Raw genomic sequence first — 24,483 nt, 5'->3', positions numbered from 1 at the left:
TCAAAGCGTGCCGTTTTTTTATTCCTATACGGTTAGCAGACTAGCCGCGCCCATCACCATCTGATCCGGTCGAAACGCCGCGTGTACAGAACGTCCGCTCCATAGAACGTGCCGCCGTACGCCACGACCGACCAGTACCGCGTCAGATTGATGGTTGCCTTGATCGCGTTGCTCGCCGACTGCAGGCCCTGCTCGTAACCGATCACGAGCCACTCGTTGATCGCCTTCGACACCATCACCACCTGCGGATCGGTCAACCCGACCTCGCTTCGGCCGACCGAAAACTCGTCGAGCCCGACCGTCTGTGCGATCCGCTTGCCGGTCGCACTGCCGAGCAGCGCGAGCGCCGTCGTCATCGTGCTCTGCTGACCGAGGTTATTACCCTGATCCGTGCCGTGCCCGAACAGCAGCCACGAGAGCTTTTCGTTGTCCGGCACGTTCGGCTCCGACACCAGCCGCGCCACCGGCAACTGCACCGTGCCCGTCACCTGAACTCCGGCTTCGACCTGCTGGTTGCGGCGCATCGCCAGAATGTTGATGCCCGGATTCGCCACCGGCCCGTTGAACGTGAAGAAGCCGTTCTCGATAGCCAGCTTGCGGCCGAACGCCGTGTAGGTCGAACCCTGCGTAACGCGCACGTTGCCGACCGCGCGCAGCGGCAGGTTCGGCGCGCTCATCGCGGTGATCGTGCCGGTCAGCCCGAGGTCGGCGCCTTGTCCGCGGAAACGGAAATTGTCGCCGAGGCTGATGTCGATGTTGGCGCGCGGCGCGAATGCCCCGACCGGCTGATTGCTGCCCGCCACCGGCCGTGGCCGGCCGCCCGAACGGGTGCCATCCGGGCGAATGATCACGACGTCGTCGCCGAGACTGGGCGCGGCCTGCTCCGGCAGATCGAACAACGCGTGATCGACGACGAATTTGCCGTTGATCGCCATGCCGCGCTCCGCCCCGCCGTTTGACACGCTCGCGCTGCCCGTCAGCGACAGATTGCGGTCGGGCGCGGCGAACAGTTCGAGCTTGTCTGCGACGATGCTCGCGGTCAGGTCCGGCTCCGCGCCGTCCAGACGCACGCGGCCGGTGGCGCGCAGCGTGCCGCTCGCGCCATGAAACTCGACCTGCTGGAAATCCACCAGATTCTGCGACAGCGCGATCCGCACGACGCCATCTTTCAGTTGCACGCCCTGATCGACCATTGTTGCCGACAGACCGTCGCCGGTCAGCGCGCCGGTCAGGCTCGGCTTGGCGACCGTGCCGCCGAGCGCGAGCTTAAGTGCGAGGTGTCCGTCCAGCAGATAGCTCGGACCAAACAGGCCGCCGGTCGTTTTCAGCGACGGCACATTGGCGTTCACATTGCCCGACAACGCGCCCTCTTCGTTGAAGGTCAGCAGGCCGTCGCGCGAGATCAGCGTAGTATGGGCGTCGGCATCGATCACGCCGATCCGGCTGGCCTGCGCATGCAGCGTGGCGTTGAGCCGGTTGCCGCCGCTGAATTCGGCGCGCGCGGTCATGTCGGAAATGCCCATCGACGCGAGGCCCCGGCCAATTTCGACCGTCACGTCGCCCTCGCGCCGCTTCAACTGGATGTGGCCGCTGGCGGTCGCGCCCAGCGAAAAGTCCCAGTCGCCGTCGAACACGAGGTCGGTTTTGACCACCGGCGCCTCGCCGGTGATCTCGTGCCGCAACTCCTGCAGACGCGCAACCGACACGCCGGTCAGATTGCCCGCCGACTGGATCTTGCCATGGTCGAACGCGAACGATTTCAGCGCCAGCACCGCGCCTTCGAGCGTCAGGCGCGTGGGGCCGAGCGTGAGCCTGTTCGGCGCCGCGCTGACGGTCAGCGGCGTGTCGAGATTCACCGTCGGCAAACCCTTGTTCTGCAGATGCGTGACGGTGCCGTCCCAACGCGTGCCGTCGCGCGCTTCGGTCAGCTTGCCGTTCGCCGCCACCGACAGATCAAGCGGCCGGTCCTGTAGCTTGCCAGTCGCTGCGGCCTCGAACGTGTGGTTCGCGCGCGTGCCCGCCAGCTTGGCCGTGAGCGTGGTCAGATCGACGCCGCCCGCGCTGACGTTCTTCGCGTCGGTGGTGAAGGCGAGCGCGCCGTTTGCGCCGTCGCGCAATTCGGCGCGGCCTTCCGCATGGCCGACGCGATTGCTGCCGAACACCACGCTAGCGGCCTTGTAATTCAGCGTGACGTTCGGATGCGCGAACGAGCCGGTAACGTCGCCGTCGGCGTCGACCAGGCCCGCGAGGCCGAAGCCGAGCCGTTCGAGCTGCGGAGCGTCGACGCGGAACCGCAGCCGGTCGCCCGCCGCGCCAAAGCTGCCTTGCAGATCGACCTGATTGCCCGCCACCGACAGGTTCGCGCGGCTCGGCAGAATGCGCGTGCCGGCCAGCTGGATCGTGCCGCCACCGGTCAACGGCAGGTTGTCGTAGGAACTTGGGCCGAGCTTGAATTCGGCCTTGGTGGTGAACACCGGCCCGAGCATGCCCGCCGCGGACAGCGTGCCGTTCACCCGCGCTTCGATCTTGCGCGCGATGGCCGCGCCACGTTTCGCGGTGTTCGTGGGCGGCGGCGTTTTGCGTTGAACCACCTCGGTCTGCACGGCCGCCCTGGCGGTGTTTTTCACGGCGGCGGCGGCCTGATCGCCCGGCGCCGCGCTTTTCGCGCCGGCCGTGCTGCCCACCTGCGCGGCGGCACGCTCGTTACGCCGTTGCTGGACGCTCTTGACGGCGGGCACCGGCCCCGTCGCCGGTGCCCGCGACGGCATTTGCGACGCGAGTGTCAGCGGATCGAAGTTGGTGAGTTGCGCTTTCAGGTTGTAGGTGGAATTCGCGTCGTGCTTCAGTGCGCCGGACAGGTCGATACGGCCGCTGCCGGACGTGACGCGCACGTCGTTGAAGCTGATTCGCGCGGGATCGAAGGTCACCTTGCCCTGCAGGCGCAAGGCGGCACGCGGATCGGCGAGATCAAGCGTGAGACTTTGAATGTCGTCGTTCAGACGGACGCCGATCGGACCGGAAAGCTGCGTGGGCCGCACGGTTGCCTGGAGCGCGTTCAGGTCGAGTCCGGCGACCCGCAGGTCGAGTTGCCCGCGCCGGCCGGTCAGTGCGCCGCTGCCGGTGACCGTGGCGGTTCTGACGAGGCGCACGTTCAGGTTCGAAATGCGCTGCGCCTGAGCGTCGAGCCGCACGTCGGCGTTGGCGTTGATGAGCGGCAACAGGTTCTGGTCGATGGCGCCCGGCCGGGAATTGACGATCGAGATGTGGCCTGTGACGGCGAAGGGCGCTGCGCTCGGATGCGCGGATTTTCCGCCGTGTTTTGCGACGGGTTGGGTGGTGCTTGCCGCGTCAGCGCTTGCCGTGCTTGCGACTGCCGTGCTCGCCGGTGTGCTCGTGCGCGTCGCCGTAGCCACGCCGCTTGCCGCGCCCGCTGCACTAGCCGCACTCGCCGCACTCGCCCCCAGCACAACCGTGTCCGCGCCGTCTTGCGAAACCGGCGCGAGTTCCGCGCGCACGGCCAGATCGGCCAGCGGCGCACCCGGCGCGAAAGCCTGCGGATTGATGTGATCGAAAGTCAGCGTGGCGCGTTGCAGCGGCACCGCGCCGAACGGCGTCGCCTCGACCCGCGCGTGGCCCGCGAGCTTCATGCCGGTCGCATCGAGTTCGGCGACCAGCTGCTCGAGCGACCCGCTCAGATGGCCGCCGACCTGCACCGCCTCGTTGTTGACCTTGCCTGAGTACGCGATCTCACCGGTCAGCGGAAACGGCTGCACGCCGTCGAGTTTCGCCGACGCCGTCACCGCGCCGAACGGCGTATCCAGCCGCTCGATCGCCGCTTCGTGATGGCGCCCGTCGCTGCGTCCATGAAACGCGAAATGCGACAGCTCGGTGGTCGACGCGCCCTGATGCAGCAGCAGACTGTCGAGCCGAACATCGCGGATGTCGAGTTGCAGCGGCAGGCGCAACTCTTTCGGCAAGGTCATCGGCTCGCTGCTGCTCGACGACGATGCGCCGACTCGCGCGTCGACCGTGCCGACGTGCAGATAGTCGACCGTGAAACGCCATGGATCGCGCGCGAGCGCCCAGCGCCCCGCCACCCGGTCGATCTGGATATCGGTGCCGCTGCCGTCGAGACTGCGCCAGCGCACGTCGCGCAGGCGCACGCCGGTCGCGAGCGTGCCGCCTTCGAGCGTGCCGCCCAGCTTGCCGCCGAGCAGTCTGACTGCGGCCTGCCATGCATAAGCGGTGCCGCGCTCGGTGGTCAGCGCACCGTACAGCAGCCCCACGGCCAGCGCGACCAGCAGCACCAGCACGACGACCGTCCACGCGAACGTCTTCAGCAGCCAGCGGCCAGGCTTGCGGCCGGGCGGCGGCGTATCGGACGGCGGCTGCCCCGAAGGCGGATCGCCGGCCGGCTGCGCGGAAGGTTGATCGGAAACGTCCGTAGTCATGCGTGGGTGAGGTGGAAGCTGAGGTGGAAGCAGGTTTTCATCAGAAGGCAATGCCCAGCGTCAGGTACGGCCGTACGCTCCTGTTGCGGATCCCGTAAGCGATATCGACATTGACCGGGCCGACCGGGCTGCGCCAGCGCGCCCCCAGGCCGACGCCCGGGTAGAAGACTTTTTCGCCCCAGGTGTCGGTGGCGGTGCCGATATCGAAGAACGCGGCCGCGCCCCAGTCGTGCGAGAACCAGTGCTGGTATTCGGCTGCGCCCGTGACGAGGTACTTGGTGGGCAGAATCGAGCCGTCGACGTTGTTACCGATGCTCTGGAAGCCATAGCCGCGCACCGAGTTCGAGCCGCCCGCGCGGAACAGCAACGACGCCGGCACGCCGCTCGACGGGCCGCTCGTGAACACGCCGCCGAATTCGGCGCGGATCACCACGATGTCGTCCTTGCCGATCGGCAGATACTGCTGGCCGCGCGCGTAGCCGCGAATGAAGGTCTGGTCGGTCAGCACGCCCTTGATCGCGAAACCCGCCTCGGCGTGGATCAGGTTGCCTCGGCGCGGGAACAGCGGATCGTCGGTGTCACGCCGGGTCCACGACCACGACGGCACCAGCGCGCGGCTCGTGGTCGGCGCAATCGCGTTCTGATCGAGCCGGTCCTGGTAGTACAGCAGCGAGTAGCTGTAATCGAGAAATTGCGACGTGCGTGAGCGCTGCACGCCGCCGCGAATGCTGTAAATGCGCGTATCGGAGACGTCCGTCGTCGTGTACGACGCCAGCACGCTATTGGTCCACGCGCGCGGCCCCGGCGGCATGGAAAGCTGAATTTGCCCGTATTGCTGGGTCTGATCGGCGCGGCCTTCGACCGTGAACGGCCACGCCTTGCCGAACGTATTCAGATACGAATAGGCGCCCTGCACCAGTGGACCGTTGTCGGTCGAATAACCGACCCCGCCGCGAATACTGTTGTACGGAAACTCGGAGACTTTCACGTGAACCGGTGTGTCGAGCGGTTTGGCCGGGTCGTTGTCGAGATCGATCGCGACGCTCGCGAAGTACGGCGTGTTCTGCAGCTGGCGCTGCAATTCGGCCACCCGCCGCGTGTCGTAGACATCGCCGGGCGAAATCGGATTGACGTTGTGCACGATGAACTCGGGGTAACGCCGCGTACCGGATACGTCGAGCTTGCCCATCGTGAAGGTCGGGCCGCTTTCGTAGGTGACCGAGAGCTTCGCCTCGTGCGTGCGCGGATCGACCAGCGCCTCGGAGTGATAGATCTTCGCGGCCAGATAGCGGCGCGACTGCAGGGTTCTGAGCGCCGCGTTTTTCGCGTCGTCCCAGTCGCCTTGTGAGAACGGATCGCCTTCGTGCAGCGAAAACGCCGCGCGCGTAGCGTTTTCCTGCTCGGGATCTTCGGTGATGACCGCGCCGCGAAACGACACCGACACCGACGTGACCACGGTTTGCGGTCCGGGCTCGACACTTACCGTCACGCGCCTCGTGTCGTCGACGGTTTGCACGTCGGTGCGCACGATCGGCGAAAAATAACCCTGCGTGGCGGCGAGGTCGCGCACCTGCTGCGGGGTGGCGGTAATCAGGAAGGAAAACTGGTCGTCGCTGATGTTGGGCCGTTTGGCGAACCGCGCGATGTCCAGATGCGCTTCGAGCAGCTTGCGCAGCGAGCGTGGCGTGGCGACCACGTCGACCTTGTAGCTGGGAGTCGTGCGGGCCGCGCGAGCGGCGTGGGCGCTGTGGCCGGACAACATCAGCATGAGCATGGCGAAGGCGAACCACGCGCGCAGCCAGCGCCGGACAGGCGTTGCACGCCCGCGCTCCGGCCCGGCCTGGCTGGGCCGCCTACGCGGCCTGTCGATCGCACCTACCGCCAAACAGGACCTCCAGTGATAGTTGAAGAATGCTTACGAACGCCTGTCCCGCGCCGCTCGGCGGCGGGCGAGGCATGCTATTTGACCACATCGGCGGGGGCCGCGAGATCTCAAAACTGACCGCTGCCGGCGTTTTTCGACCGCGCGCGGCGCATGCGGTAAAATTCAGGATTAACGGTGCCGCGCTTCGGCTTTCCGCCGGGCAGCCGCCATCTCACCCACCACGGACGTCGAGCCATGTATCAATCGGACATCACCCAGTTCCTGAACCAGCTCAAGCAACAGAAACCGAATCTTGAAGCCGAGCAACGCCGCGGCCGCGCGCTGCTGTGGGACAAACAGCCGATCGATCTGGACGAACGCGCCGAGCAGAAAGCCTCGCGCGTGGAACAGACGCCTTACTCGTACTACCAGAACTTCTGACTCGCGTGAGTCACGCCGACGAGGCACACGGCCCGGCGCCGGCCCCCGCCGACGCTGCGCTGGCCGCGCCCACCACCGATTCGACGCCCGACATCGTCGACGGCATTGCGTTCGCACGCCTGTATGGCGAACCGCTGTTCAAGCTGCCGACCGACCTGTACATCCCGCCCGACGCACTCGAAGTCTTTCTCGAAACGTTTGAAGGACCGCTGGATCTGCTGCTGTACCTGATCCGCAAGCAGAACTTCAACGTGCTCGACATTCCGATGGCGGACGTCACGGTGCAGTACCTCGGTTACGTCGACCAGTTGCGCCAGACCAATCTCGAACTCGCGTCCGAATATCTGCTGATGGCCGCGATGCTGATCGAAATCAAGTCGCGCATGCTGCTGCCGGTCAGGAAGGCGGACAGCGGCGAAGAAGCCGAAGATCCGCGTGCGGAACTGGTGCGCCGCCTGCTCGAATACGAGCAGATGAAGCTCGCCGCGCAGCGTATCGACCAGTTGCCGCAACTCGGCCGCGATTTTCTGCGCGCCGAGGTCTATATCGAGCAGAGCATCACGCCGCGCTTTCCCGACGTGGACAGCGAAGACCTGCGCGCGGCGTGGGCCGACGTGATCAAGCGCGCGAAGCTGGTCCAGCATCACAAGATTTCGCGTGAAGAACTGTCGGTGCGCGAGCATATGAGTTCGATCCTGCGGCAGTTGCAGAACGCGCGCTTCATCGAATTCTCCGACCTGTTCGACACGACCCGTGGCGTGCCGGTCGTCGTGGTGAATTTCATCGCCGTGCTCGAGTTGTGCCGCGAGTCGCTCGTCGAAATCACCCAGGCAGAGCCGTTCGCGCCCATCTATGTGCGCCTTGCGTATTTGCCGGCCTGAAGCGGTTCGTTGTATGAAAAGGCAGGGCGGCGTCGCCTTCGCGTCGCCTTTGTCCTATTTACGCGTCCGTTTGTGCCTCGTTCCGGTGCATCCTGCACACAAATCCACTACAATCCCGCGCTTCGAACCCGTCATTACCAGTGAGGCGGCGGCCCGCATCATGCGCCGGCCCCTGCGCCAACCGAGTCGCGCGCCGCGCGAGGGAATCCCTGTCCAATCATGAAAGTCATCAGCTCAATCCATGAATTGCGCGACCAGTTGCGCGGTCAGAATCGCACGGCCTTCGTGCCGACCATGGGCAACCTGCACGAGGGCCATCTGTCGCTGATGCGCCTCGCGCGTCAGCACGGCGATCCGGTGGTCGCGAGCATCTTCGTCAACCGTCTGCAATTCGGACCGAACGAGGATTTCGACAAATATCCGCGCACGATGGAAGCCGATATCGACAAGCTCCAGAAGGAAGGCGTCTACGTGCTGTTCGCGCCGACCGAGAAGGATCTGTACCCGGAGCCGCAGGAGTACCGCGTGCATCCGCCGCACGATCTGGGCGACATCCTCGAAGGCGAATTCCGGCCCGGATTCTTCCAGGGCGTATGCACGGTCGTGATGAAGCTGATGTCGTGCGTGCAGCCGCGCGTCGCGGTGTTCGGCAAGAAGGATTACCAGCAACTGATGATCGTGCGCCGCATGTGCAACCAGTTCGCGCTGCCGACCGACATCATCGCCGCCGAAACCGTGCGTGACGCAGACGGCCTCGCGCTCAGCTCGCGCAACCGCTATCTGCAGGCCGCAGAGCGCGCCGAAGCGCCGGTGCTGGCTGCCGAACTGAATCGCGTGCGCGAAGCGGTGCTCGGCGGTGAACGCGATTTCGCGAAAATCGAACAGGCGGCCATGGCCGCGCTGGCCGCGCGCGGCTGGCAGCCCGACTACATCGCGGTGCGCAAGCGCTCGAATCTGCTGGCGCCGGGCGCGCAGGACACGAACGCGGAACTGGTCGTGCTGGCCGCCGCGAAGCTCGGCGCGACGCGTCTGATCGACAACCTCGAAATCTGAAGTCGTCCCATCACGCGGACATCGCAAAAAATAGAAGCTACACAGGATTTGGTCATGCAACGCAACATGCTGAAGTCGAAGATCCACCGCGTCGCGGTCACGCACTGCGAGCTGCACTACGAAGGCTCGTGCGCGATCGACGAAGACTTGCTCGAAGCGGCGAACATCGTCGAAAACGAGCGGATCGACATCTGGAATATCAACAATGGCGAGCGTTTCTCGACCTACGCGATCAAGGGCGAGCGCGGCAGCGGCATGATTTCGCTGAACGGGTCGGCGGCGCGGCGCGCGCAGTTGGGCGACCTGGTGATCATCGCGGCGTTCGCGGTGGTCGACGAAGCCGAACTGAAGGCGGGCTGGAAGCCGGACCTGGTTTTCGTCGACGACAACAACAAGATCAAGGGCAGCCGCGATCACGTGCCGACGCAGAACTGGACCTGAGCGGCAGACGTGGGTTGAGGCCGCGCGGCTTTTGCCCGGCGCGGCCTGCTGGCCAACTGGCTAACTGGCTAACTGGCTGGCTGATTGTCACGCTGTAAGGCCCACGCCGTTGGTGTCGAGTCGATGCCTGCTTGGCGAGCCGGTTTCGTTGCGCACATTCTGCAAATTCTGCTCGCGGCCCGGCAAAGAGATCGCCTTACGCGTTCAGCGCCGCACTCTCCTCGAGAACGCCTCGTCATTCAATGCGGCGATTGCGCTGGCCGCGCTTCCAATGCCGGGCAGCGTGTTACGCCGCACTCCGGTGCAAGCCGAGCGGACAGGATGCCCGTCCCGCTTCACACGCGCAAAACCCAGCGGTGAACAGCCACCGTCGCGGGCTTGACGCCTGCTTCCACATCAAGCCTTCTTCGCCCCGCTGCCGTTCGTCCATTCGATGATCGGCTGCCACTGCTCCAGATCTTTCTCCACGCGGCTTTTCGCGACGTCCCATAAGGTCAGCCCGTGGGCGGCCAGTTGCACATAGTTCTGCGTATCGCGCAGGAAACCCAGCACCGGCAACTTCAGACCTTCGACAAAACGATGCAGTTGCTCCGCCGAGCGCGTGCGCGCGTCGACGCGCATGCCGACCACGCCGACTTCGATCGCCCCCTTCCTGACCGCCTTTTCCTTCGCCAGCCGCTCGAGAAATTCCTGCGTAGCGAGAATATCGAACATGGACGGCTGCAGCGGCACGATCACCTTGTCGGCCAGATCCAGCGCGATGCCGAGGCGATTGCCGTGCAAGCCGGCCGGGGTGTCGATGACCGCGTGCTCCAGGCCCTTCGGCGGCTTGACCGGCGTGTCCTGGTTGACCTCCCAGTGCTCGATGGCCGGCAGCGTGTCGGGGCGCAACGCCAGCCATGCGTGAGCGGACTGCTGCTTGTCCAGGTCCGCCAGCGCGACCCATTCGCCGGACGCGGCGAAATAGCCGGCCAGATTGGTCGATAGCGTGCTTTTACCCACGCCGCCCTTCGGATTCGCCACCACAATCACCGTCATGAATTCTCCCGGAAAGAAGGCTGGTCGCCGCCAGCCGGTTTGCCGCGCTTATCGCTCAGACTTGTGTCGACGGGTTCAGGTTTCCGCCTGTTTCGTATCCCCAGATGCCGCTTTTCGGATTCGCCCGCCGGTCCAGCCGTTGATAATATCGAAAATGCACCGCGGTCGAAGCCCCCAGATGGCTAATCGGCCGCGCCATCCTGCCGGTTTTCCCAACAAGGACCCGAATCTCATGAGCCAACTGCGCCCGGAATACACGATCGAACGTCTGCACGAACGCCAGCGGGGCAAGCTGCCTGGTCTGCTGGGCGTGCATGTGCTGTCGCTGGAACAAGGCGTTCTGACCGCGGAATTGACGGTGCGCGGCGAATTGCTTGCGCCGAACGGTTTTCTGCACGCGGCGACGGTAATCGGTCTCGCGGATACCGCCTGCGGCTATGCATGCCTCGCGCATCTGCCTGAAACGGCTCGCAATTTCACGACCGTCGAGTTGAAGAGCAATTTCCTCGGGACGGCGACGGCGGGCACGATCCGCGCGGTCGCCAAGGGCGTGCATCTGGGACGCAGCACGCAGGTGTGGGACGCGACGGTTACCGATCCGAACGGCAAGACGATGGCGCTGTTTCGCTGCACGCAGATCGTGTTGTATTGATGTGAGGGAGTGCGGCGCGGCAGGCGGTTGATGCGGCGAGCGGGAGTGATTGGAAAAAGCACGCGGCCAGACGGCGCGTGCTTTTTGTTTTTGTTGCGCGGGAATGCGGGGGGCTTCGGCTCCGACTCTGGCTTGGGCCTGGGCTTAAGCCTGAACTTCGGCCCTGGCTGCGCAGCATCAGCCCAAACTCGCGGCCCCGGCGACATCCCCCAATCATCACCTCACCATCAAGCCGCCACCGCGCGCGGCGCCTTTACACTACCCACCGCCAGCACTCCGCCGCCCAGCAGCGCCTGCACCACCAGCGTCACGGCCCAGAACGCCGGATATTCCCAGCCGCCGTTCGTCGACGCAAAACCCCAGCCGTTATGCAAATGCGCCGACACTGCTCCGAGCATGAACGGCAGCAGCACCAGCGCCACCCAGCGGACCTGCACGCCCAGCAAAAGCGCGATACCGCCGATCAATTCGACGAATGCCGTCACATAGCCAAGCCATCCCGGCAAACCAAGGGAAACGAAAAACTGCGCCGTACCCGGCAGCGTGAAAACGAAGATCTTTTGCAGACTGTGAGCGAGATAAAGCACGCCCAAGGCGACGCGAAGCAGTGTGGCGGCCAGATCGGCGGAACGGTTCGAGTTCATGACATTTCCTTCTCAAGAGAGAGGACGGCCGGCAATCGACCGTCGATGTCAGAACTCTATTCGAACCATATGGAGTGAAAAACCATCGCCGACGCTTTGATTATTTCCTCTCAAGAATCAATCTCAGCAATCACTCAGCTTGATGTCGATCAACCCACCGCCGCAAACAGCTTCGTCAGATCGAGATGCTCGGCGAGCGTATCCGCGAGCCGATCCAGCGACGCCTCGCGCAACGCCGGATAGTCGATTTTCTCAGCGTCGCTGAGTCCGGCCCACGCCAGCAACGCGGCGCACGCGGCCGGCGTGTCGAACAGGCCGTGCACGTAAGTGGAGAGAATTTGACCATCGGCGGAAATCGCGCCGTCGGGATGCGCACCGTCGAGTTGCAACGCGGGCGCATCAAGCGCCGCGCCCCGAGTCTCGCCCATGTGAATCTCGTAGCCTGCGACCTCCGGCGATCCCGGCAACGCCAGCCGCCCGGTCACGTTCTTCAGCGTCTTTTCTTTCGTGAGCACCGTCGAATAATCGAGCCAGCCGAGTCCCGCCGACGCCCCCGGCGCACCCTCGACCCCATGCGGATCGGCCACTTCGCGCCCCAGCATCTGCATCCCGCCGCAGATGCCGATCACGCGACCGCCGTAGCGCAAATGCCGTTGTAGCACCGCATCCCAGCCCTGCTCGCGCAGAAACGCCAGATCGCCGCGCACGTTTTTCGACCCCGGCAGGATGATCAGATCAGCCGGAGGCGGCGGCGTGCCACTTCTCACGTAATGAAAATCGACTTGCGGATGCGCGCGCAACGCATCGAAATCCGTGTGATTGCTGATGTGCGGCAGCACCGGCACGACCACCCGCAACATCCGTCCTGCGTCGCCGCTGTGCGCCGCGCGCAACTCGGGCGGCAGCATGTCTTCGGCATCGAGCGTGAGGCCATGCAGATACGGCACGACGCCGATCACCGGTTTGCCGGTTTTCGCTTCAAGCCAGTCGAGGCCAGGCTTCAGCAGACTGACATCGCCGCGAAACCGGTTGATGATGAAGCCGCGCACCCGCGCCTGCTCGCTCGCCGACAGACACGCGAGCGTGCCGGTCAGATGCGCGAACACGCCGCCGCGATCGATGTCGGCGACCAGCACGACCGGGCAGTCGACCGCTTCCGCGAAACCCATGTTGGCGATGTCGCGGTCACGCAGATTGATTTCGGCCGGACTGCCCGCGCCTTCGACAAAGATCGTGTCGTACGCCGCCTGCAGACGCGCATACGACTCCAGCACCGCTTCGAACGCGACGGGTTTGTAGTCGTGATACGCGCGGGCGTCGAGATTCATTCGCGCCTTGCCGTGGATGATCACCTGCGCGCCGCGATCGCTGGTCGGCTTCAGCAGCACCGGATTCAGATCGGTATGCGCGGCGATGCCCGCGGCCACCGCCTGCAACGCCTGGGCGCGGCCGATCTCGCCGCCGTCCACTGTCACTGCGCTGTTCAGCGCCATGTTCTGCGGCTTGAACGGCGCGACCCGCACGCCGGCACGCCGCGCGAGCCGGCACAAACCGGCGACCAGCGTGCTCTTGCCCGCATCGGACGTGGTGCCCTGAATCATCAGCGTGCCGCGCGGCACAGGAGCCGACACGGGGATATCGTCAGACGTGGTCGAAGGGGAATGGGTGGTCACGTGAAGTCAGGTCCGGCGAGGAAAAAACACCCGGCATTATCCCATCGCGCGAGGCCGCTCCGCAGTTCGCACACCACGTACGCCGGTACAATCTCGCGATGACTCCCCGCGACCTCACCTTCGTTCTAGGCGGCGCGCGCTCGGGCAAGAGCGTGCATGCCGAGCAGCTTGCCGCCGCCAGCGCTCTCCCCGTTACGTATATCGCCACGGCGGCCGTCGTCGGCGACGCCGAATTCAGCGCGCGCATCGCGCATCATCGCGAGCGTCGTCCGGCGCACTGGCGCCTGGTCGAAGCGGGCGTCGATCTCGCGGACGCCGTCACGCAAAACGACGCGCCCGGCCAGTGCATCCTGATCGACTGTCTGACGTTGTGGCTCGCCAATGTGCTCTGTCCGCCCGAAGGCGAAACCGCGCCGCTCGATCAATATCACGCGCGGGTCGCCGCGCTCGAAACAGCGCTCGTCGGTGCGCAAGGCAAGGTCATCGTGGTGAGCAACGAAATCGGTCTGGGCGTGGTGCCGATGGGCGCGGCCACGCGTCTTTACGTCGACGAACTCGGGCGGCTCAACCAGCGCATCGCCGCGTTGAGCACCACGGCCACGATGATGGTCGCGGGCCTGCCGCTCACGCTCAAATCAACAGGCCGCACGTGATGCTGACGCTTCCTCTCGTCGCGACACTCGCGACTCTGGGCGTGGCCGTCGACCGTTGGCTCGGCGAGCCGCGTTCCGCGCATCCGCTGGTGGGCTTCGGCAACTGGGCGATGCGTCTGGAGAAACGCTACAACACCGGGCGGCGTTTGCGGCTCAAAGGGCTGCTCGCGTGGTCGCTCGCGGTGATGCCGCCAGTGCTGATCGCGTGGTGGCTGGTGAGCGTGCTGCCGTTTTTCGCGGCCTGCGCGCTGCACATCGCGCTGCTCTGGTTCGCGCTCGGCGCACGCAGCCTGCACGATCACATTGCGCCGATCGCGCAGGCATTGAAGCAGCGCGATCTCGACCAGGCGCGTCAGTTGACCGCGCGAATCGTCTCGCGCGATACGACGACTTCCGATGAAGCCGCGTTGTCGCGCGCCGCCGTCGAATCGGCGCTTGAAAACGGTAACGACGCGATTTTCGGTGCGCTGTTCTGGTTCGCCATCGCGGGTGGTCCGGGCGCGCTCGGCTTCCGGCTCGCCAACACGCTCGACGCAATGTGGGGTTATCGCACGCCGCGTTATCTGCGCTTTGGCTGGGCCGCCGCGCGTCTGGACGACGTGCTCAACTGGATTCCCGCGCGTCTGACCGCCGCGAGTTACGCGCTGCTCGGCGACACGCTCACCGCGTTGCGTTGCTGGCGCGAGCAGGCGCCGCGCTGGGATAGTCCGAATGCAGGTCCGGTGATGTCGTCGGGCGCGGGCAGTCTGAATGTGTTGATCGGCGGACCGGCGGTTTATCACGGCGAACTCGAACATCGGCCGACGCTCGGCTTCGGACATCCCGCAAAGGCGAGCCACGTGACCTCCGCCCTGGCGCTGGTTGAGCGCACGGTGATTCTGTGGCTCGCGGTGCTGATCGTGCTGGCGCTGCTGAGCGTGCCTTTTCAGGGTTGATCGTATGGTTGATGGAACATCTGATCCGGCAGCGCGCGTGAGCAGCGCGAATACCGAAGCGATCGTTCATGGCGGCAATCTGCATGAGGCCGCTGCGCGTTATGGCATTCCGTACGCACAGTGGCTCGATCTGTCGACGGGGATCAATCCGCACGGCTACCCGGTACCGCCCGTTCCTGCCGATGCATGGCGTCGTCTGCCCGACGACGGTGACGATTTCGCCGCCTGCGCCGCGCGTTACTATGGCGCGCCCGATGCTGCACATGTGTTGCCTGTCGCCGGAAGTCAGGCGGCGATTCGCACGCTGCCGACCTTGTTGCCGCGTGCCCGGGTCGGCATTGCATCGCTCACGTATAGCGAATATGCACCCGCGTTTTCGCGGGCCGGCCACGAAGTTGCGCCACTGGATGTAGCTTGGCACGACTTGCCGGACGCGCTCACGCATGTCGTCATTGTCAATCCGAACAATCCGAGCGCCGCGTATCTGAACGCGGACAAACTGCTGCACTGGCATGCGCAATTGAGCGCGCGCGGCGGCACGCTGCTGGTCGACGAAGCTTTCGCCGATACGATGCCTGCGGAGTCGCTCGCGGGGCGTACGCATCTCGACGGACTGATCGTGTTGCGCTCGCCGGGGAAATTCTTCGGCCTGGCGGGCGTGCGGGCGGGTTTTGTCCTCGCTGCGCCCGCGTTGCTCGACACGTTGCGCAAGACGCTGGGCGCCTGGACGGTCAGCGGTCCCGCACGTCACGCAGTCAAAGCCGCATTCGCCGATGAAGCCTGGCAAGCGCAAATGCGCACGCACCTGGTCAGCGAAAGCGCGCGACTCGTACGCTCATTGCGCGAGCACGGTTTCAGCACACACAGCACGCCACTTTTTGCATGGACCGACGATATGCGCGCTGCCGCTTTGCATGAAGCGCTCGCAAAACGCGGGGTGTGGACGCGGCTTTTTGCATCGACGGGCAGTGTGCGATTTGGCTTGCCCGCGAGCGAACAGGAATGGATGCGCCTCGAAGAATGTCTGAGCGACGCGGTACGCACGATTGATAGCATGCAAGCGCGTTGATGTGTGATTGCGACTACGCGAATTCCCGATTTGAAAAGCCCGACAACGCGCCGCCCCTCTTCTCGCCTGATGAACCAGCCTAGCCGCCTTAGCGCCCCACTCAAACACATTGCCTTCGCCGCCTCGGCGAGCCTCCTTGCGCTGCAAGCTCACGCGGCCATCACCGTCACCGACGATACCGGCGCAACCGTCACACTGCCCGCCGCCGCGCAACGCGTGATCAGCCTCGCGCCGCACGTCACCGAATTGCTGTATGCCGCGGGCAGCGGCGCAAAAATGGTCGGGGCCGTGTCGTACAGCGACTATCCGCCCGAAGCAAAACTGTTGCCGCGTGTCGGCGATAACAAGGCGCTGGACCTCGAACGCATCGTCGCGTTGAAGCCCGATCTGATCGTGGTGTGGCGGCACGGCAATGCGCAGCGTCAACTGGATCGGCTGCGCGAGTTGCACATTCCGCTGTTCTTCAGCGAGCCGCATCGACTCGACGACGTCGCCGTTTCGCTGACGAAACTCGGGCAACTGCTCGGCACGTCATCGACAGCAGATGCAGCGGCAACGGCTTATCGGCAGAACATTGCCCGCCTGCGCGCGCAGTACGCGAACCGGCCGCCGGTCAGTGTGTTCTACCAGGTGTGGGATAAACCGTTGATGACGCTCAATGGCGAGCACATGATCAGCGACGTGATCGCGTTATGCGGCGGCCGCAATGTGTTCGCTGCACTTCAACCGCTGGCACCGACGGTATCGACCGAGGCGGTGCTCGCCGCGAATCCGGAAGCGATCGTCACGGCTGCCCAGGGCGCGACCCAGCCGGACACGATGTTGCCGCAACTCGGTACATGGCGCGCATGGCCCGGATTGACCGCCGTGGCGAACAACAACCTCTTCGCTATCGACGGCGATCTGATCAACCGGCCGGCACCGCGCATCGCGCAAGGCGCGCAACAGCTTTGCGAAGACCTGGAGATTGCGCGCTCACATAGAAAGCCGGCTCAGTAATTCGGTGAGCCTGACCTTGACGCACCCAAGTCACGCATTCCATCGCACCAGCGTCCATTGCTGCGTCTCGTCGTCCCTGCGCAACCAGACCATGCTGGCCATATCTAGCGACCAGCGCAGACAACGTTCGAGCGGCACGTCCAGCACGATCGACGCAATCGCCCGCATCACCCCTGCGTGCGTGACCACATAAGCGGGTGACAACTCGCGCGTCTGCGCAAACGCGTCGAGCCATGCCCGCACCCGCGCGACAAACTGCGCGACGCTCTCGCCGCCATGCTCGCGCGCGTGCTCGAAATTGGACGCCCAGTCGTCGAGCAACGCACGATCGATCTCGTCCCAGCGCTGCGTTTCCCAATCGCCGAAATCCATTTCCTTCAGACGATCGTCCTGACTCAGCACGCAGCCGAAGTCGTTCGCGATTTCAACGGCCAGCGCGTAGCAACGGGTGAGCGGACTCGAGATCAGCACGCGTGGCGCAGGCACCTGCAACGTGGCGAGCCGCAACGCAAGCGCGCTCGACGCCACTTTCGCGTCTTCGGCGAGCGCCACGTCGCTATGGCCGTAACACACGCCCGCATCGAGCGCGACGGCGGGATGGCGAATCAGGACGATATCCATGCAAGCCCCACCAGATAAATGCTCAATTCGAAAATCTGCTGCGCGAAGCCGAGACAGTCGCCGGTATAACCGCCGATGCGTCTGACAAAATAACGACCCATCAGAAAACGAAGCACCAGCAATACCGCGAACGCCGCTGCCGCGAAGCGCCAGTCCGGCGAGCCTACGCCATTTGGCCACAGCAGCCACGGCAAACCGAACACCGCCGCGCACAGCAAAGCGGGGCCGCTCAAACGCTGCGCCACCGGTTTCGCCTTGCCTTCGGCGCGCACGTAGTCGAGTGTGGCCAGATAGCTGATTGCAACAGTGCGGCTCGCAGCATGCGCGGCAATCATCAGACTTGCCGCGCGCCACGGCGGCAACACCGCGAGCGTCTGCCACTTCAACGCGAGCGCGACGATTAGCGCGATGGCGCCGAAAGCACCGATGCGCGAATCATGCATGATTCGCAACACGTCTTCGCGCGTATAGGCGCCACCGAACGCATCGACACAATCGGCGAGACCGTCTTCGTGAAACGCGCCCGTCACCAGCAGCGACGCGGCCATCGACAGCAGCACCGCGACGGCCGCCGGAAACACATGCAGCGCAGCCAGATAAACCAGCGCGCTCAACCCGCCGATCAATACACCGACAAATGGAAAATAGCGCGCGGCCGCATTCAGATAATGCGGCTCGAAACCGACCCAGCGCGGCACGGGCACTCGCGTGAAATAGCCGAGCGCCGTGAAGAAGTAGCGCAATTCCGCGAGCGGGTTCATAGCAGATTCATGAGCAGGGCAATATCTGTTCGATTCGTTGGATCAACTCACGCGTCGCGATTTTCGACACCGGCCGAATCGAAGCTCGCCATCTCGTTGATGAACGCCGTCGCCGCGCGCAACAGCGGCACCGCGAGCGCCGCGCCGGTACCTTCACCGAGACGCAGATCGAGCGACAACAGCGGCTGCGCGCCTAAATGATCGAGCATGCGGCGGTGTCCCGCCTCGTTCGACGCATGCGCGAACACGCAGTATTCACGCAGGTTCGGCGCAAGCGCATCGGCGACCAGCAACGCGGAAGTCGCGATGAAACCGTCGACCAGAATCGTCATACGCGCTTCGGCGGCAGCGAGGTACGCGCCCGCCATCATCGCGATTTCGAAGCCGCCGAACGTGGCCAGCACCTCCAGCGGATTCGTCACGCTGATGTGGCGCGCGAGCGCCGCCGCCAGCACGTTGCGCTTCTTCGCGAGGCCCGCGTTGTCGAGACCCGTGCCGCGACCGACGCACTCGTCGACCGGCACGTTGCACAAACGGCTCATCAGACACGCAGCCGCCGACGTGTTCGCGATGCCCATCTCGCCGAAACCGATCACGTTGGTGCCGAGCGCCGCGTGGTGCCGTACCCGCTCAGCGCCCGCCTGCATCGCCGCGAGCGCCTGCGCGTCGGTCATCGCGGGTTCGCGCGCGAAGTTGCGCGTGCCGCCCGCAATCGGAATGTCGACAAGTCCGTTCGTCGACGGCAACGGCGTGGCAATGCCCGCGTTGACCACTTCGAGTTCGATTCCTGCGACGCGGCTCAACGCATTGATCGCCGCCCCGCCCGCGAGAAAGTTCGCCGCCATCTGCGCGGTGACTGCTTGCGGATACGGGCTCACGCCTTCGGCAGCAATGCCGTGATCGCCCGCGAAGACGATCATCGCGGGACGCTGCACCGTGGGATGCGTGGTGCGCTGGATCAGGCCCATCTGACGGGCAAGCGCCTCAAGCCGGCCGAGACTGCCCGGCGGCTTCGTCTTGGTATCGATGATGTGCTGCAACTCGGCGCGCAACGTTTGATCGAGCGGCGGGACTTCGGGCAAACCGGTCGGGCGTGGCAAGGAAGTCATAAGCGTCTTCTGAAGTATGTTTTGGATGAAACGGTTAATTTGCTGCTGTGTCATTAGCGGCATTCGATTCGTGACGAACACGCGGCGCGGGAATCAGCGCCTCGTGCTCACCGTCGCGAATCAGGATCAGCGGATAGCCGAATGCACGGCTGGTCAATTCGGGCGTGAGCACGTCATGCACCGGTCCGGCAAATGCGCGCCCTTCTCCATCGAGCAGCAGCGCATGCGTCGCGAAACGGCGCGCGAGATTCAGATCGTGACAAGAAAACATCACGGTACGACGCGGTTCGCGCGCCCACGCCGTCAGCGCTTCCAGGCAGTCGATCTGATGATGCAGATCGAGATGCGACAGCGGTTCGTCGAGCAGTAACAACGGCGCGTCCTGACATAACACCGCCGCGAGCGCCACCCGTTGACGCTCGCCGCCTGACAAAGAAAGCACGTCGCGCGCGGCGAACGCGGCCAACCCCAGCAGATCGAGCGCAGCATGCGCCGCATCGCGATCGGCGTCACGCTCCCAACCCCAGCCGTTCAGATGCGGGAAGCGGTTCAGTGTGACGATGTCGAGCACACTCGCGCTGAATGCGTCGGGTGCGCTTTGAGGCATCAATGCGCGCCGCTGCGCAAGCGGCAGCGGCTGCCAGTCGCGCAAACGTATGCCGTCCAGTTCGACCTGTCCCGCCGACGCCTGCCGCAAACCCGCGAGCGTCGACAACAACGTCGTCTTGCCCGCGCCGTTCGGTCCCGCGACACACCAGATTTCGCCGGGATAAAACGTGTGCGTGAACGCGTCGAGCAAGGTGCGCGAACCGGCGCGCAAGGTTACGCCTTGCGCACTGAGCGCGTGTTGCTGAGGGTTATAGCGAGCTTGCATCATCGGCGCCTGCGCAACAGCATCCACAGAAAAATGGGTACACCGACGATCGACGTAATCACGCCGACCGGCAATTGCGCGGGCGCGATCACCGTGCGCGCGATCAGGTCCGCGCCCATCACCGCGACGCCGCCGCCGAGCGCTGCGGCCGGCAACAACATGCGCTGATCGTTGCCGAACGCGAGTCGCAGCATATGCGGCACCACGAGTCCGACGAAGCCGATGGTGCCCGCGGTCGTCACTGCCGCGGCCGCCGCGAGCGACGCCACCAGATACACGCGCAAACGCAGCGGCATCACCGCGACGCCGAGCGCTTGCGCGGCGGCATCGCCGCGCAACAGAACATTCAGACGCGGCGCGACCGGCACGATGGCCAGCAGCGCGATGACCAGCGCCACGAGCGCGGTCCACGGCATCGCGCCGCCGTTGAGGTCGCCGGTCAGCCAGAACAGCATGCCGCGCAGACGGCTGTCGGGTGCGAGGTTGAGCAGCAGCGTGATCAGCGCGCCCCACCCAGCCGCGATCACCGCGCCAGTCAGCAGCAAACGCGGCGACGTGTCTTGCGGTTCGCCGCGCCACAACTCGCGGCGAGCGAGACCGAGCACCAGCAAAATCGACACGAACGCGCCGGCGAATGCACCGGCGTCGACGATCCACCATGCGCAACCGGCGATCATCGCGAGCAGCGCAAAGGTCGCCGCGCCGCCCGATACGCCCAATATGTACGGCTCGGCCAACGGGTTGCGCAACAGCACCTGCAACAACGCGCCCGCCAATGCGAGCAATGCGCCGCACGCAAAACCGGCCAGCGCGCGCGGTAAACGCAGCGTGCGGACGATCTCGCCAGCAAGGTCGCCCGATTCGACCGGCGACGCCGTGAACGCATGCGACGGCAGCAACGCCGTCAACACGCGTCCCGGTGCGAGCGACACGCTGCCCAACGCGAGCGACGCGAGCAGCACCGCCAGCGCGACGCAGGCGAGCACGAGCCATATCGCTGCCGCGCGCTTCGCGCTCATCACGCGCGCGGCAGCGGGCATCGAAACCGGAGGACGATTCATCCGCGTGATCTCAACGCAGCGCGCGCGTCACTGCTGCTGCCAACCGATCGTGACATACGCACCGCGTCGCGGCGAGTTATACGAGTAGGCCGTTTCATAGTCCTTGTTCAACAGATTGTCGATTTGCGCGGTGACGTACCACGCTTTCGTGATGTTGTAGCGCGCCGACAGATTGACGATGCCATAGCCGCCCAGATTGCCGCTGCTGTCGCTACGCGCGCCGCTCACGATCCATTCGCCACCCACGCGCCACCCTGCAATGCTGCGATTCACCGCCAGCGAGCCGAAGCGCCGCGCGCGCCGCACGAGGTCGACATCGTTGTCGAGGTCGACGGGATTTTGCAGCGTCAACGAGGCACGCACGTCCGTCTTGCCGACATGTCCGCTCCACGAGCCTTCGAGCCCCTGCACCTTCGCACGGCCGACATTCTCGGCCAGATAGATGCCGGGCGACACTTCGGGATAGTCGATCAGATTCGAATAGCGGGTCTGGAATGCGCTCAGGCGCATCACGCCAAGCGCATTCGACGCGTACTGCAACGCGGCTTCGATCGAATGACTGCGCTCCGGTTTGATCGACGGATTGCCGCTGTACGGATAGTACAGATCGTCGAAACTCGGGGCGCGGAACGAATCCGAATAGCTTGCGGTTGCCTTCCAGTTCCCGGTGATGTCGAAACCGTAGCCGAGATAGTAACTGTTCGCTCCGCCGAAATCGGAATACTGGTCGTGCCGTACGTTCGCCTGAATCTGGTTGCGCCCGAAGCGTCCCGTATAGCCGACGAAACCCGAATCGACGTGACGCTCGGGCGCGGCAAAGGTGTCCGATTCGAGCGTCTGATCGAGATGTTCGTAGCCGACCTGCAGTTTCTGTTGAGCGGCCAATGCAAAATCGTTCTGCCACGTGTACTGACGATTGTCGGTGTCGAAGCGGCCGTTATAGATGCCGTTGGTGTTCGACACACTGCGGTCGTCGCCTTCGGACACGATGAAATGCGTGGTCCACCAGTCGGTCAGCTTGCCGTTCGCGAACACCGACGCCTGGCGCACCTTGCTGTACAGATTGTTCAGATCGGTCGGCTCGCCGTACGCGTTGTCGTAACTGTTGTTGCCGTTCGACTGGAAGAACGTGACGCCCGCGTCCCATTGGTCGTTGAACTTGTGACGCAACGAAGCCGAGATGCTCTCGTTCAGATAGCCGTTCGCATTCGGATTCGCGCCCGACGCCTGGGCGGGATTGAGCGACGAAAAGCCGTCGTCTTTCGAGCGCGCGAGCGAGATGCTGAAGGTCGTGTTGCCGTCTTTGTCGAGTGCGCCGTTCACACCCATCTGCTGGGTCTGCGTGTGATAGCTGCCGTAGCCCACCGAAAAATTGAAGCGAGGCGGATGATCGCCGCCGTCTTTCGTGAACACCTGCACCACCCCGCCGATCGCACCCGAGCCGTATAACGCGGACACGTTGCCGTTCACGACTTCGACGCGGTCGATCTGATCGAGCGGGATCTGCGAGATTTGCGCCGAACCGAGGCTCACGGAATCGACCCGCACGCCGTCGATCAGCAACAGCGATTGCGTCGACGACGCGCCGCGCAAGAACAGGCTCGCCGTCGAACCAGGGCCACCTGTCCGCGAGATTTGCGCGCCGGGCGCGAGTTGCAGCAGACCGGGCAAGTCGGTGGCGGTGGTGTCGGTGAGATCCTGCTGATCGAATAACGTGGTCTGCGGAATCGTGTCCGCGAGCGGTTGCGGCGTGCGCCCCGCGGTCACGACGACGGGCGACAGTAGCGTGGACGAATCATCTGCAGCGGACACATCGCCCGATGACGATGATGACGACGCCGATTCAGACGTGGTAGCGGCAGCAGAATCTGCAGCATCTGAAGCGGACGCGGACGAAGATGGCGATGCAGCACTCTGCGCATGCACGACGAGCGGCAGGCTCGCAAATGCGAGCAGCACCGCGCGAGCGATGGGGGACAACATGGGATGGCATTCCTGTGGATAGCGTGCGCGGCCCGCTTCCCCGCAGGCCGATGCGTAACGAGGCACCCCCGTATTTAACATTTTCGCGGGGGACGTGCCTCTCCCTCTGGCCGGTATCCGGGCTGGCGACACATCGATCCCACCTTCCCACGCGTAACGCGCAGTGGCACACTCACATGTTGAGCTTCAAACACGCGATCAGGATCGACCTGCATGACGAATGCGGCCGCTTACCGTTGCGGGGGCAGCGCAGGTTAGCGCGTTCCGGTTCACGGAACATGCGCCCTGCTTCCCGTTTAACTACGCACTGTTGAAAAGCGCGCGGGCACCAGAGTGCGGCAAGTTTAGGAGCGGCCTCGAAGTGCGTCAAGAACGGTTGCACCATCGCAAGCCGTTCTGTTAAATGCAGAATATTGTCCGACCGGCGAGGTGTTTTTCATCATAAGGTCGATAAAAGCCTGCATAAAGCAATGTTGTTACGTCTCGAAACGAGACAATTGTCGGAACCTGCGATATTCCGCGCTAAAATGCAATGTCTTTAGAGGACGCAGCACATGCTCACCGAACTCGAATCACTTTCACAGAATATCGGCAAGCTGATCGCGATCAGCCAACGCCACAATGAAGCGCGAATCGCGCTCGAAGATCAGCTCGCCCAATCACGCGCCGAAGCAGAAGCTACGCGCACGGAACTTGCACTGTTGCGCGAAGAGCGCGACGCATTGCAGGCCGAACGCGATGCGCTGTCCGCGAAAATCGACGACGCTCAGGTGCGCCTGAATGCAATTCTCGAGAAACTGCCGCGGGCCCGCGCGAACAGCGAGCCGGATAACCAGCTCGATCTGCTCGAGCCTGCTCAGCACGCTGTCGAAGCGGAGAGCGAAGTGACCCGCCACGGAGAAAATGCATGACCACCAAGCAGATCGAAGTATCGATTCTCGACGTGCCCTATCGCCTCGCGTGCTCGCCGGAAACGGAAGGCGCACTGCTTGAAGCGGTTGCTCGCGTCGACGCCGAAATGTCGAAGATCCGCAATAACAGCAACGTGCGCGGCACGGATCGCATTGCCGTCATGGCTGCGCTGTCGCTGGCATCGGAACTGCTTAGGCTCCAATCGAGCGTTAGACACGGAGAAGCATTTCCTGCAGAGGAAATCCGGCGTACAATGCATCAAATGAACGAACAACTGGGTACTGTGATTCAGCAGTACAACATGCAGTAAGTAGCAGTCGGTCCTGAGATCCACTGCGGATTCAAACGAAGGTGAGTCAATCTCGGCA

At 64.2% G+C, this 24,483-nt stretch carries 22 protein-coding genes and 1 riboswitch; of the genes, 11 read left to right on the top strand and 11 right to left on the bottom strand.

All coding sequences use genetic code 11. The features are described 5' to 3' along the window. Positions 1 to 53 precede the first annotated feature (53 nt). Together ABH945_RS14400 and ABH945_RS14395 are read right to left on the bottom strand one after the other, a co-directional pair. A complete protein-coding gene (locus tag ABH945_RS14400) occupies positions 54 to 4,451 on the bottom strand; it encodes a translocation/assembly module TamB domain-containing protein (protein ID WP_429250925.1) in 4,398 nt (1,465 codons plus the stop codon). Positions 4,452 to 4,491: 40 nt separating this feature from the next. Continuing rightward, positions 4,492 to 6,336 (bottom strand): autotransporter assembly complex protein TamA, encoded by a 1,845-nt coding sequence (locus ABH945_RS14395; RefSeq protein WP_429250924.1) that lies wholly within the window; start codon positions 6,334 to 6,336, stop codon positions 4,492 to 4,494. A 234-nt stretch (positions 6,337 to 6,570) separates the two neighbouring features. Between ABH945_RS14395 and ABH945_RS14390 the strand changes: the two genes are divergently transcribed. From ABH945_RS14390 to panD, 4 genes are all read left to right on the top strand, one after another. Beyond that, positions 6,571 to 6,756 (top strand): DUF3460 family protein, encoded by a 186-nt coding sequence (locus tag ABH945_RS14390; RefSeq protein ID WP_074763312.1) that lies wholly within the window; start codon positions 6,571 to 6,573, stop codon positions 6,754 to 6,756. 5 nt (positions 6,757 to 6,761) lie between these two features. Next, on the top strand, positions 6,762 to 7,637 hold the full coding sequence (locus ABH945_RS14385) for a segregation and condensation protein A (protein WP_074763311.1): 876 nt from the start codon (positions 6,762 to 6,764) through the stop codon (positions 7,635 to 7,637). Positions 7,638 to 7,856: 219 nt separating this feature from the next. Further along, complete coding sequence (panC, locus tag ABH945_RS14380) at positions 7,857 to 8,690, top strand: pantoate--beta-alanine ligase (protein ID WP_429250923.1); 834 nt, start codon at positions 7,857 to 7,859, stop codon at positions 8,688 to 8,690. A gap of 54 nt (positions 8,691 to 8,744) precedes the next feature. Next, positions 8,745 to 9,131 (top strand): aspartate 1-decarboxylase, encoded by a 387-nt coding sequence (gene panD / locus ABH945_RS14375; RefSeq protein ID WP_012432059.1) that lies wholly within the window; start codon positions 8,745 to 8,747, stop codon positions 9,129 to 9,131. Positions 9,132 to 9,527: 396 nt separating this feature from the next. On the opposite strand, the gene ABH945_RS14370 is transcribed toward panD, so the two are convergent. Continuing rightward, positions 9,528 to 10,169 (bottom strand): ParA family protein, encoded by a 642-nt coding sequence (locus ABH945_RS14370; RefSeq protein ID WP_074763309.1) that lies wholly within the window; start codon positions 10,167 to 10,169, stop codon positions 9,528 to 9,530. A 232-nt stretch (positions 10,170 to 10,401) separates the two neighbouring features. On the opposite strand from ABH945_RS14370, the gene ABH945_RS14365 reads away from it, so the two are divergent. Further along, entirely contained in the window at positions 10,402 to 10,821 is a 420-nt protein-coding gene (locus tag ABH945_RS14365) for a PaaI family thioesterase (RefSeq protein WP_429250922.1), read from the top strand. Between the two features lie 227 nt (positions 10,822 to 11,048). Here ABH945_RS14365 and ABH945_RS14360 read toward each other — a convergent pair whose 3' ends face one another. Continuing rightward, a complete protein-coding gene (locus ABH945_RS14360) occupies positions 11,049 to 11,465 on the bottom strand; it encodes a DoxX family protein (protein ID WP_429250921.1) in 417 nt (138 codons plus the stop codon). A 149-nt stretch (positions 11,466 to 11,614) separates the two neighbouring features. Beyond that, entirely contained in the window at positions 11,615 to 13,066 is a 1,452-nt protein-coding gene (locus ABH945_RS14355) for a cobyric acid synthase (protein WP_429251101.1), read from the bottom strand. A 170-nt stretch (positions 13,067 to 13,236) separates the two neighbouring features. Here ABH945_RS14355 and cobU point away from each other — a divergent pair, with 170 nt between their 5' ends. From cobU to ABH945_RS14335, 4 genes are all read left to right on the top strand, one after another. Next, the gene (gene cobU, locus ABH945_RS14350; RefSeq protein WP_429250920.1) at positions 13,237 to 13,791 is read left to right on the top strand and encodes a bifunctional adenosylcobinamide kinase/adenosylcobinamide-phosphate guanylyltransferase; all 555 of its coding nucleotides are present in this window, start codon (positions 13,237 to 13,239) and stop codon (positions 13,789 to 13,791) included. Continuing rightward, positions 13,791 to 14,726 (top strand): adenosylcobinamide-phosphate synthase CbiB, encoded by a 936-nt coding sequence (cbiB, locus tag ABH945_RS14345; protein WP_429250919.1) that lies wholly within the window; start codon positions 13,791 to 13,793, stop codon positions 14,724 to 14,726. Before cobU ends, cbiB begins: the two co-directional genes overlap by 1 nt. A gap of 4 nt (positions 14,727 to 14,730) precedes the next feature. Then, positions 14,731 to 15,795 carry a threonine-phosphate decarboxylase CobD gene (cobD, locus tag ABH945_RS14340; protein WP_429250918.1) on the top strand — a complete coding sequence of 355 codons (1,065 nt, stop codon included), beginning with the start codon at positions 14,731 to 14,733 and terminating at the stop codon, positions 15,793 to 15,795. Between the two features lie 69 nt (positions 15,796 to 15,864). Further along, positions 15,865 to 16,794 (top strand): cobalamin-binding protein, encoded by a 930-nt coding sequence (locus ABH945_RS14335; RefSeq protein ID WP_429250917.1) that lies wholly within the window; start codon positions 15,865 to 15,867, stop codon positions 16,792 to 16,794. 30 nt (positions 16,795 to 16,824) lie between these two features. Here the strand turns inward: ABH945_RS14335 and cobC are convergent, their stop codons facing one another. Genes cobC through ABH945_RS14305 form a run of 6 tightly spaced genes read right to left on the bottom strand, consistent with a single transcriptional unit; the run spans position 16,825 to position 23,203 of the window. Beyond that, positions 16,825 to 17,415: an alpha-ribazole phosphatase gene (gene cobC, locus ABH945_RS14330; protein ID WP_074763302.1), complete on the bottom strand. Its 591-nt coding sequence runs from the start codon at positions 17,413 to 17,415 to the stop codon at positions 16,825 to 16,827. Then, positions 17,400 to 18,176 (bottom strand): adenosylcobinamide-GDP ribazoletransferase, encoded by a 777-nt coding sequence (locus tag ABH945_RS14325; RefSeq protein WP_429250916.1) that lies wholly within the window; start codon positions 18,174 to 18,176, stop codon positions 17,400 to 17,402. Before ABH945_RS14325 ends, cobC begins: the two co-directional genes overlap by 16 nt. A 47-nt stretch (positions 18,177 to 18,223) precedes the next feature. Continuing rightward, complete coding sequence (cobT, locus tag ABH945_RS14320; protein ID WP_074763300.1) at positions 18,224 to 19,285, bottom strand: nicotinate-nucleotide--dimethylbenzimidazole phosphoribosyltransferase; 1,062 nt, start codon at positions 19,283 to 19,285, stop codon at positions 18,224 to 18,226. Between the two features lie 34 nt (positions 19,286 to 19,319). Beyond that, positions 19,320 to 20,159: an ABC transporter ATP-binding protein gene (locus tag ABH945_RS14315; protein WP_429251100.1), complete on the bottom strand. Its 840-nt coding sequence runs from the start codon at positions 20,157 to 20,159 to the stop codon at positions 19,320 to 19,322. After that, entirely contained in the window at positions 20,159 to 21,220 is a 1,062-nt protein-coding gene (locus ABH945_RS14310; RefSeq protein WP_429250915.1) for a FecCD family ABC transporter permease, read from the bottom strand. The genes ABH945_RS14315 and ABH945_RS14310 overlap by 1 nt, the downstream gene beginning before the upstream one ends. 27 nt (positions 21,221 to 21,247) lie before the next feature. Continuing rightward, complete coding sequence (locus ABH945_RS14305; RefSeq protein WP_429250914.1) at positions 21,248 to 23,203, bottom strand: TonB-dependent receptor domain-containing protein; 1,956 nt, start codon at positions 23,201 to 23,203, stop codon at positions 21,248 to 21,250. Between the two features lie 91 nt (positions 23,204 to 23,294). Further along, a riboswitch (cobalamin riboswitch) is annotated at positions 23,295 to 23,551 on the bottom strand. A 206-nt stretch (positions 23,552 to 23,757) separates the two neighbouring features. Between ABH945_RS14305 and ABH945_RS14300 the strand changes: the two genes are divergently transcribed. Both ABH945_RS14300 and ABH945_RS14295 read left to right on the top strand, forming a co-directional pair. Beyond that, entirely contained in the window at positions 23,758 to 24,114 is a 357-nt protein-coding gene (locus ABH945_RS14300) for an ATPase (RefSeq protein WP_074763297.1), read from the top strand. Beyond that, positions 24,111 to 24,425, top strand: coding sequence for a cell division protein ZapA (locus ABH945_RS14295; protein WP_074763296.1), 315 nt, complete (start codon positions 24,111 to 24,113; stop codon positions 24,423 to 24,425). Before ABH945_RS14300 ends, ABH945_RS14295 begins: the two co-directional genes overlap by 4 nt. Positions 24,426 to 24,483: the final 58 nt, after the last annotated feature.

This window comes from Paraburkholderia sp. GAS333, from assembly GCF_050435665.1.
GTDB classification, from domain to species: domain Bacteria; phylum Pseudomonadota; class Gammaproteobacteria; order Burkholderiales; family Burkholderiaceae; genus Paraburkholderia; species Paraburkholderia fungorum_A.
This window is presented reverse-complemented; position numbering and strand designations above follow the sequence as displayed.

Coding starts and splice junctions, on each gene's coding strand:
- ABH945_RS14400 (WP_429250925.1), bottom strand. CDS start 4,451: ATGACTACGGACGTTTCCGATCAACCTTCCGCGCAGCCGGCCGGCGAT.
- ABH945_RS14390 (WP_074763312.1), top strand. CDS start 6,571: ATGTATCAATCGGACATCACCCAGTTCCTGAACCAGCTCAAGCAACAG.
- panC (WP_429250923.1), top strand. CDS start 7,857: ATGAAAGTCATCAGCTCAATCCATGAATTGCGCGACCAGTTGCGCGGT.
- panD (WP_012432059.1), top strand. CDS start 8,745: ATGCAACGCAACATGCTGAAGTCGAAGATCCACCGCGTCGCGGTCACG.
- ABH945_RS14370 (WP_074763309.1), bottom strand. CDS start 10,169: ATGACGGTGATTGTGGTGGCGAATCCGAAGGGCGGCGTGGGTAAAAGC.
- ABH945_RS14365 (WP_429250922.1), top strand. CDS start 10,402: ATGAGCCAACTGCGCCCGGAATACACGATCGAACGTCTGCACGAACGC.
- ABH945_RS14360 (WP_429250921.1), bottom strand. CDS start 11,465: ATGAACTCGAACCGTTCCGCCGATCTGGCCGCCACACTGCTTCGCGTC.
- ABH945_RS14355 (WP_429251101.1), bottom strand. CDS start 13,066: ATGATTCAGGGCACCACGTCCGATGCGGGCAAGAGCACGCTGGTCGCC.
- cobU (WP_429250920.1), top strand. CDS start 13,237: ATGACTCCCCGCGACCTCACCTTCGTTCTAGGCGGCGCGCGCTCGGGC.
- cbiB (WP_429250919.1), top strand. CDS start 13,791: ATGCTGACGCTTCCTCTCGTCGCGACACTCGCGACTCTGGGCGTGGCC.
- cobD (WP_429250918.1), top strand. CDS start 14,731: ATGGTTGATGGAACATCTGATCCGGCAGCGCGCGTGAGCAGCGCGAAT.
- ABH945_RS14335 (WP_429250917.1), top strand. CDS start 15,865: ATGAACCAGCCTAGCCGCCTTAGCGCCCCACTCAAACACATTGCCTTC.
- cobC (WP_074763302.1), bottom strand. CDS start 17,415: ATGGATATCGTCCTGATTCGCCATCCCGCCGTCGCGCTCGATGCGGGC.
- ABH945_RS14325 (WP_429250916.1), bottom strand. CDS start 18,176: ATGAACCCGCTCGCGGAATTGCGCTACTTCTTCACGGCGCTCGGCTAT.
- cobT (WP_074763300.1), bottom strand. CDS start 19,285: ATGACTTCCTTGCCACGCCCGACCGGTTTGCCCGAAGTCCCGCCGCTC.
- ABH945_RS14315 (WP_429251100.1), bottom strand. CDS start 20,159: ATGCAAGCTCGCTATAACCCTCAGCAACACGCGCTCAGTGCGCAAGGC.
- ABH945_RS14310 (WP_429250915.1), bottom strand. CDS start 21,220: ATGAATCGTCCTCCGGTTTCGATGCCCGCTGCCGCGCGCGTGATGAGC.
- ABH945_RS14305 (WP_429250914.1), bottom strand. CDS start 23,203: ATGTTGTCCCCCATCGCTCGCGCGGTGCTGCTCGCATTTGCGAGCCTG.
- ABH945_RS14300 (WP_074763297.1), top strand. CDS start 23,758: ATGCTCACCGAACTCGAATCACTTTCACAGAATATCGGCAAGCTGATC.
- ABH945_RS14295 (WP_074763296.1), top strand. CDS start 24,111: ATGACCACCAAGCAGATCGAAGTATCGATTCTCGACGTGCCCTATCGC.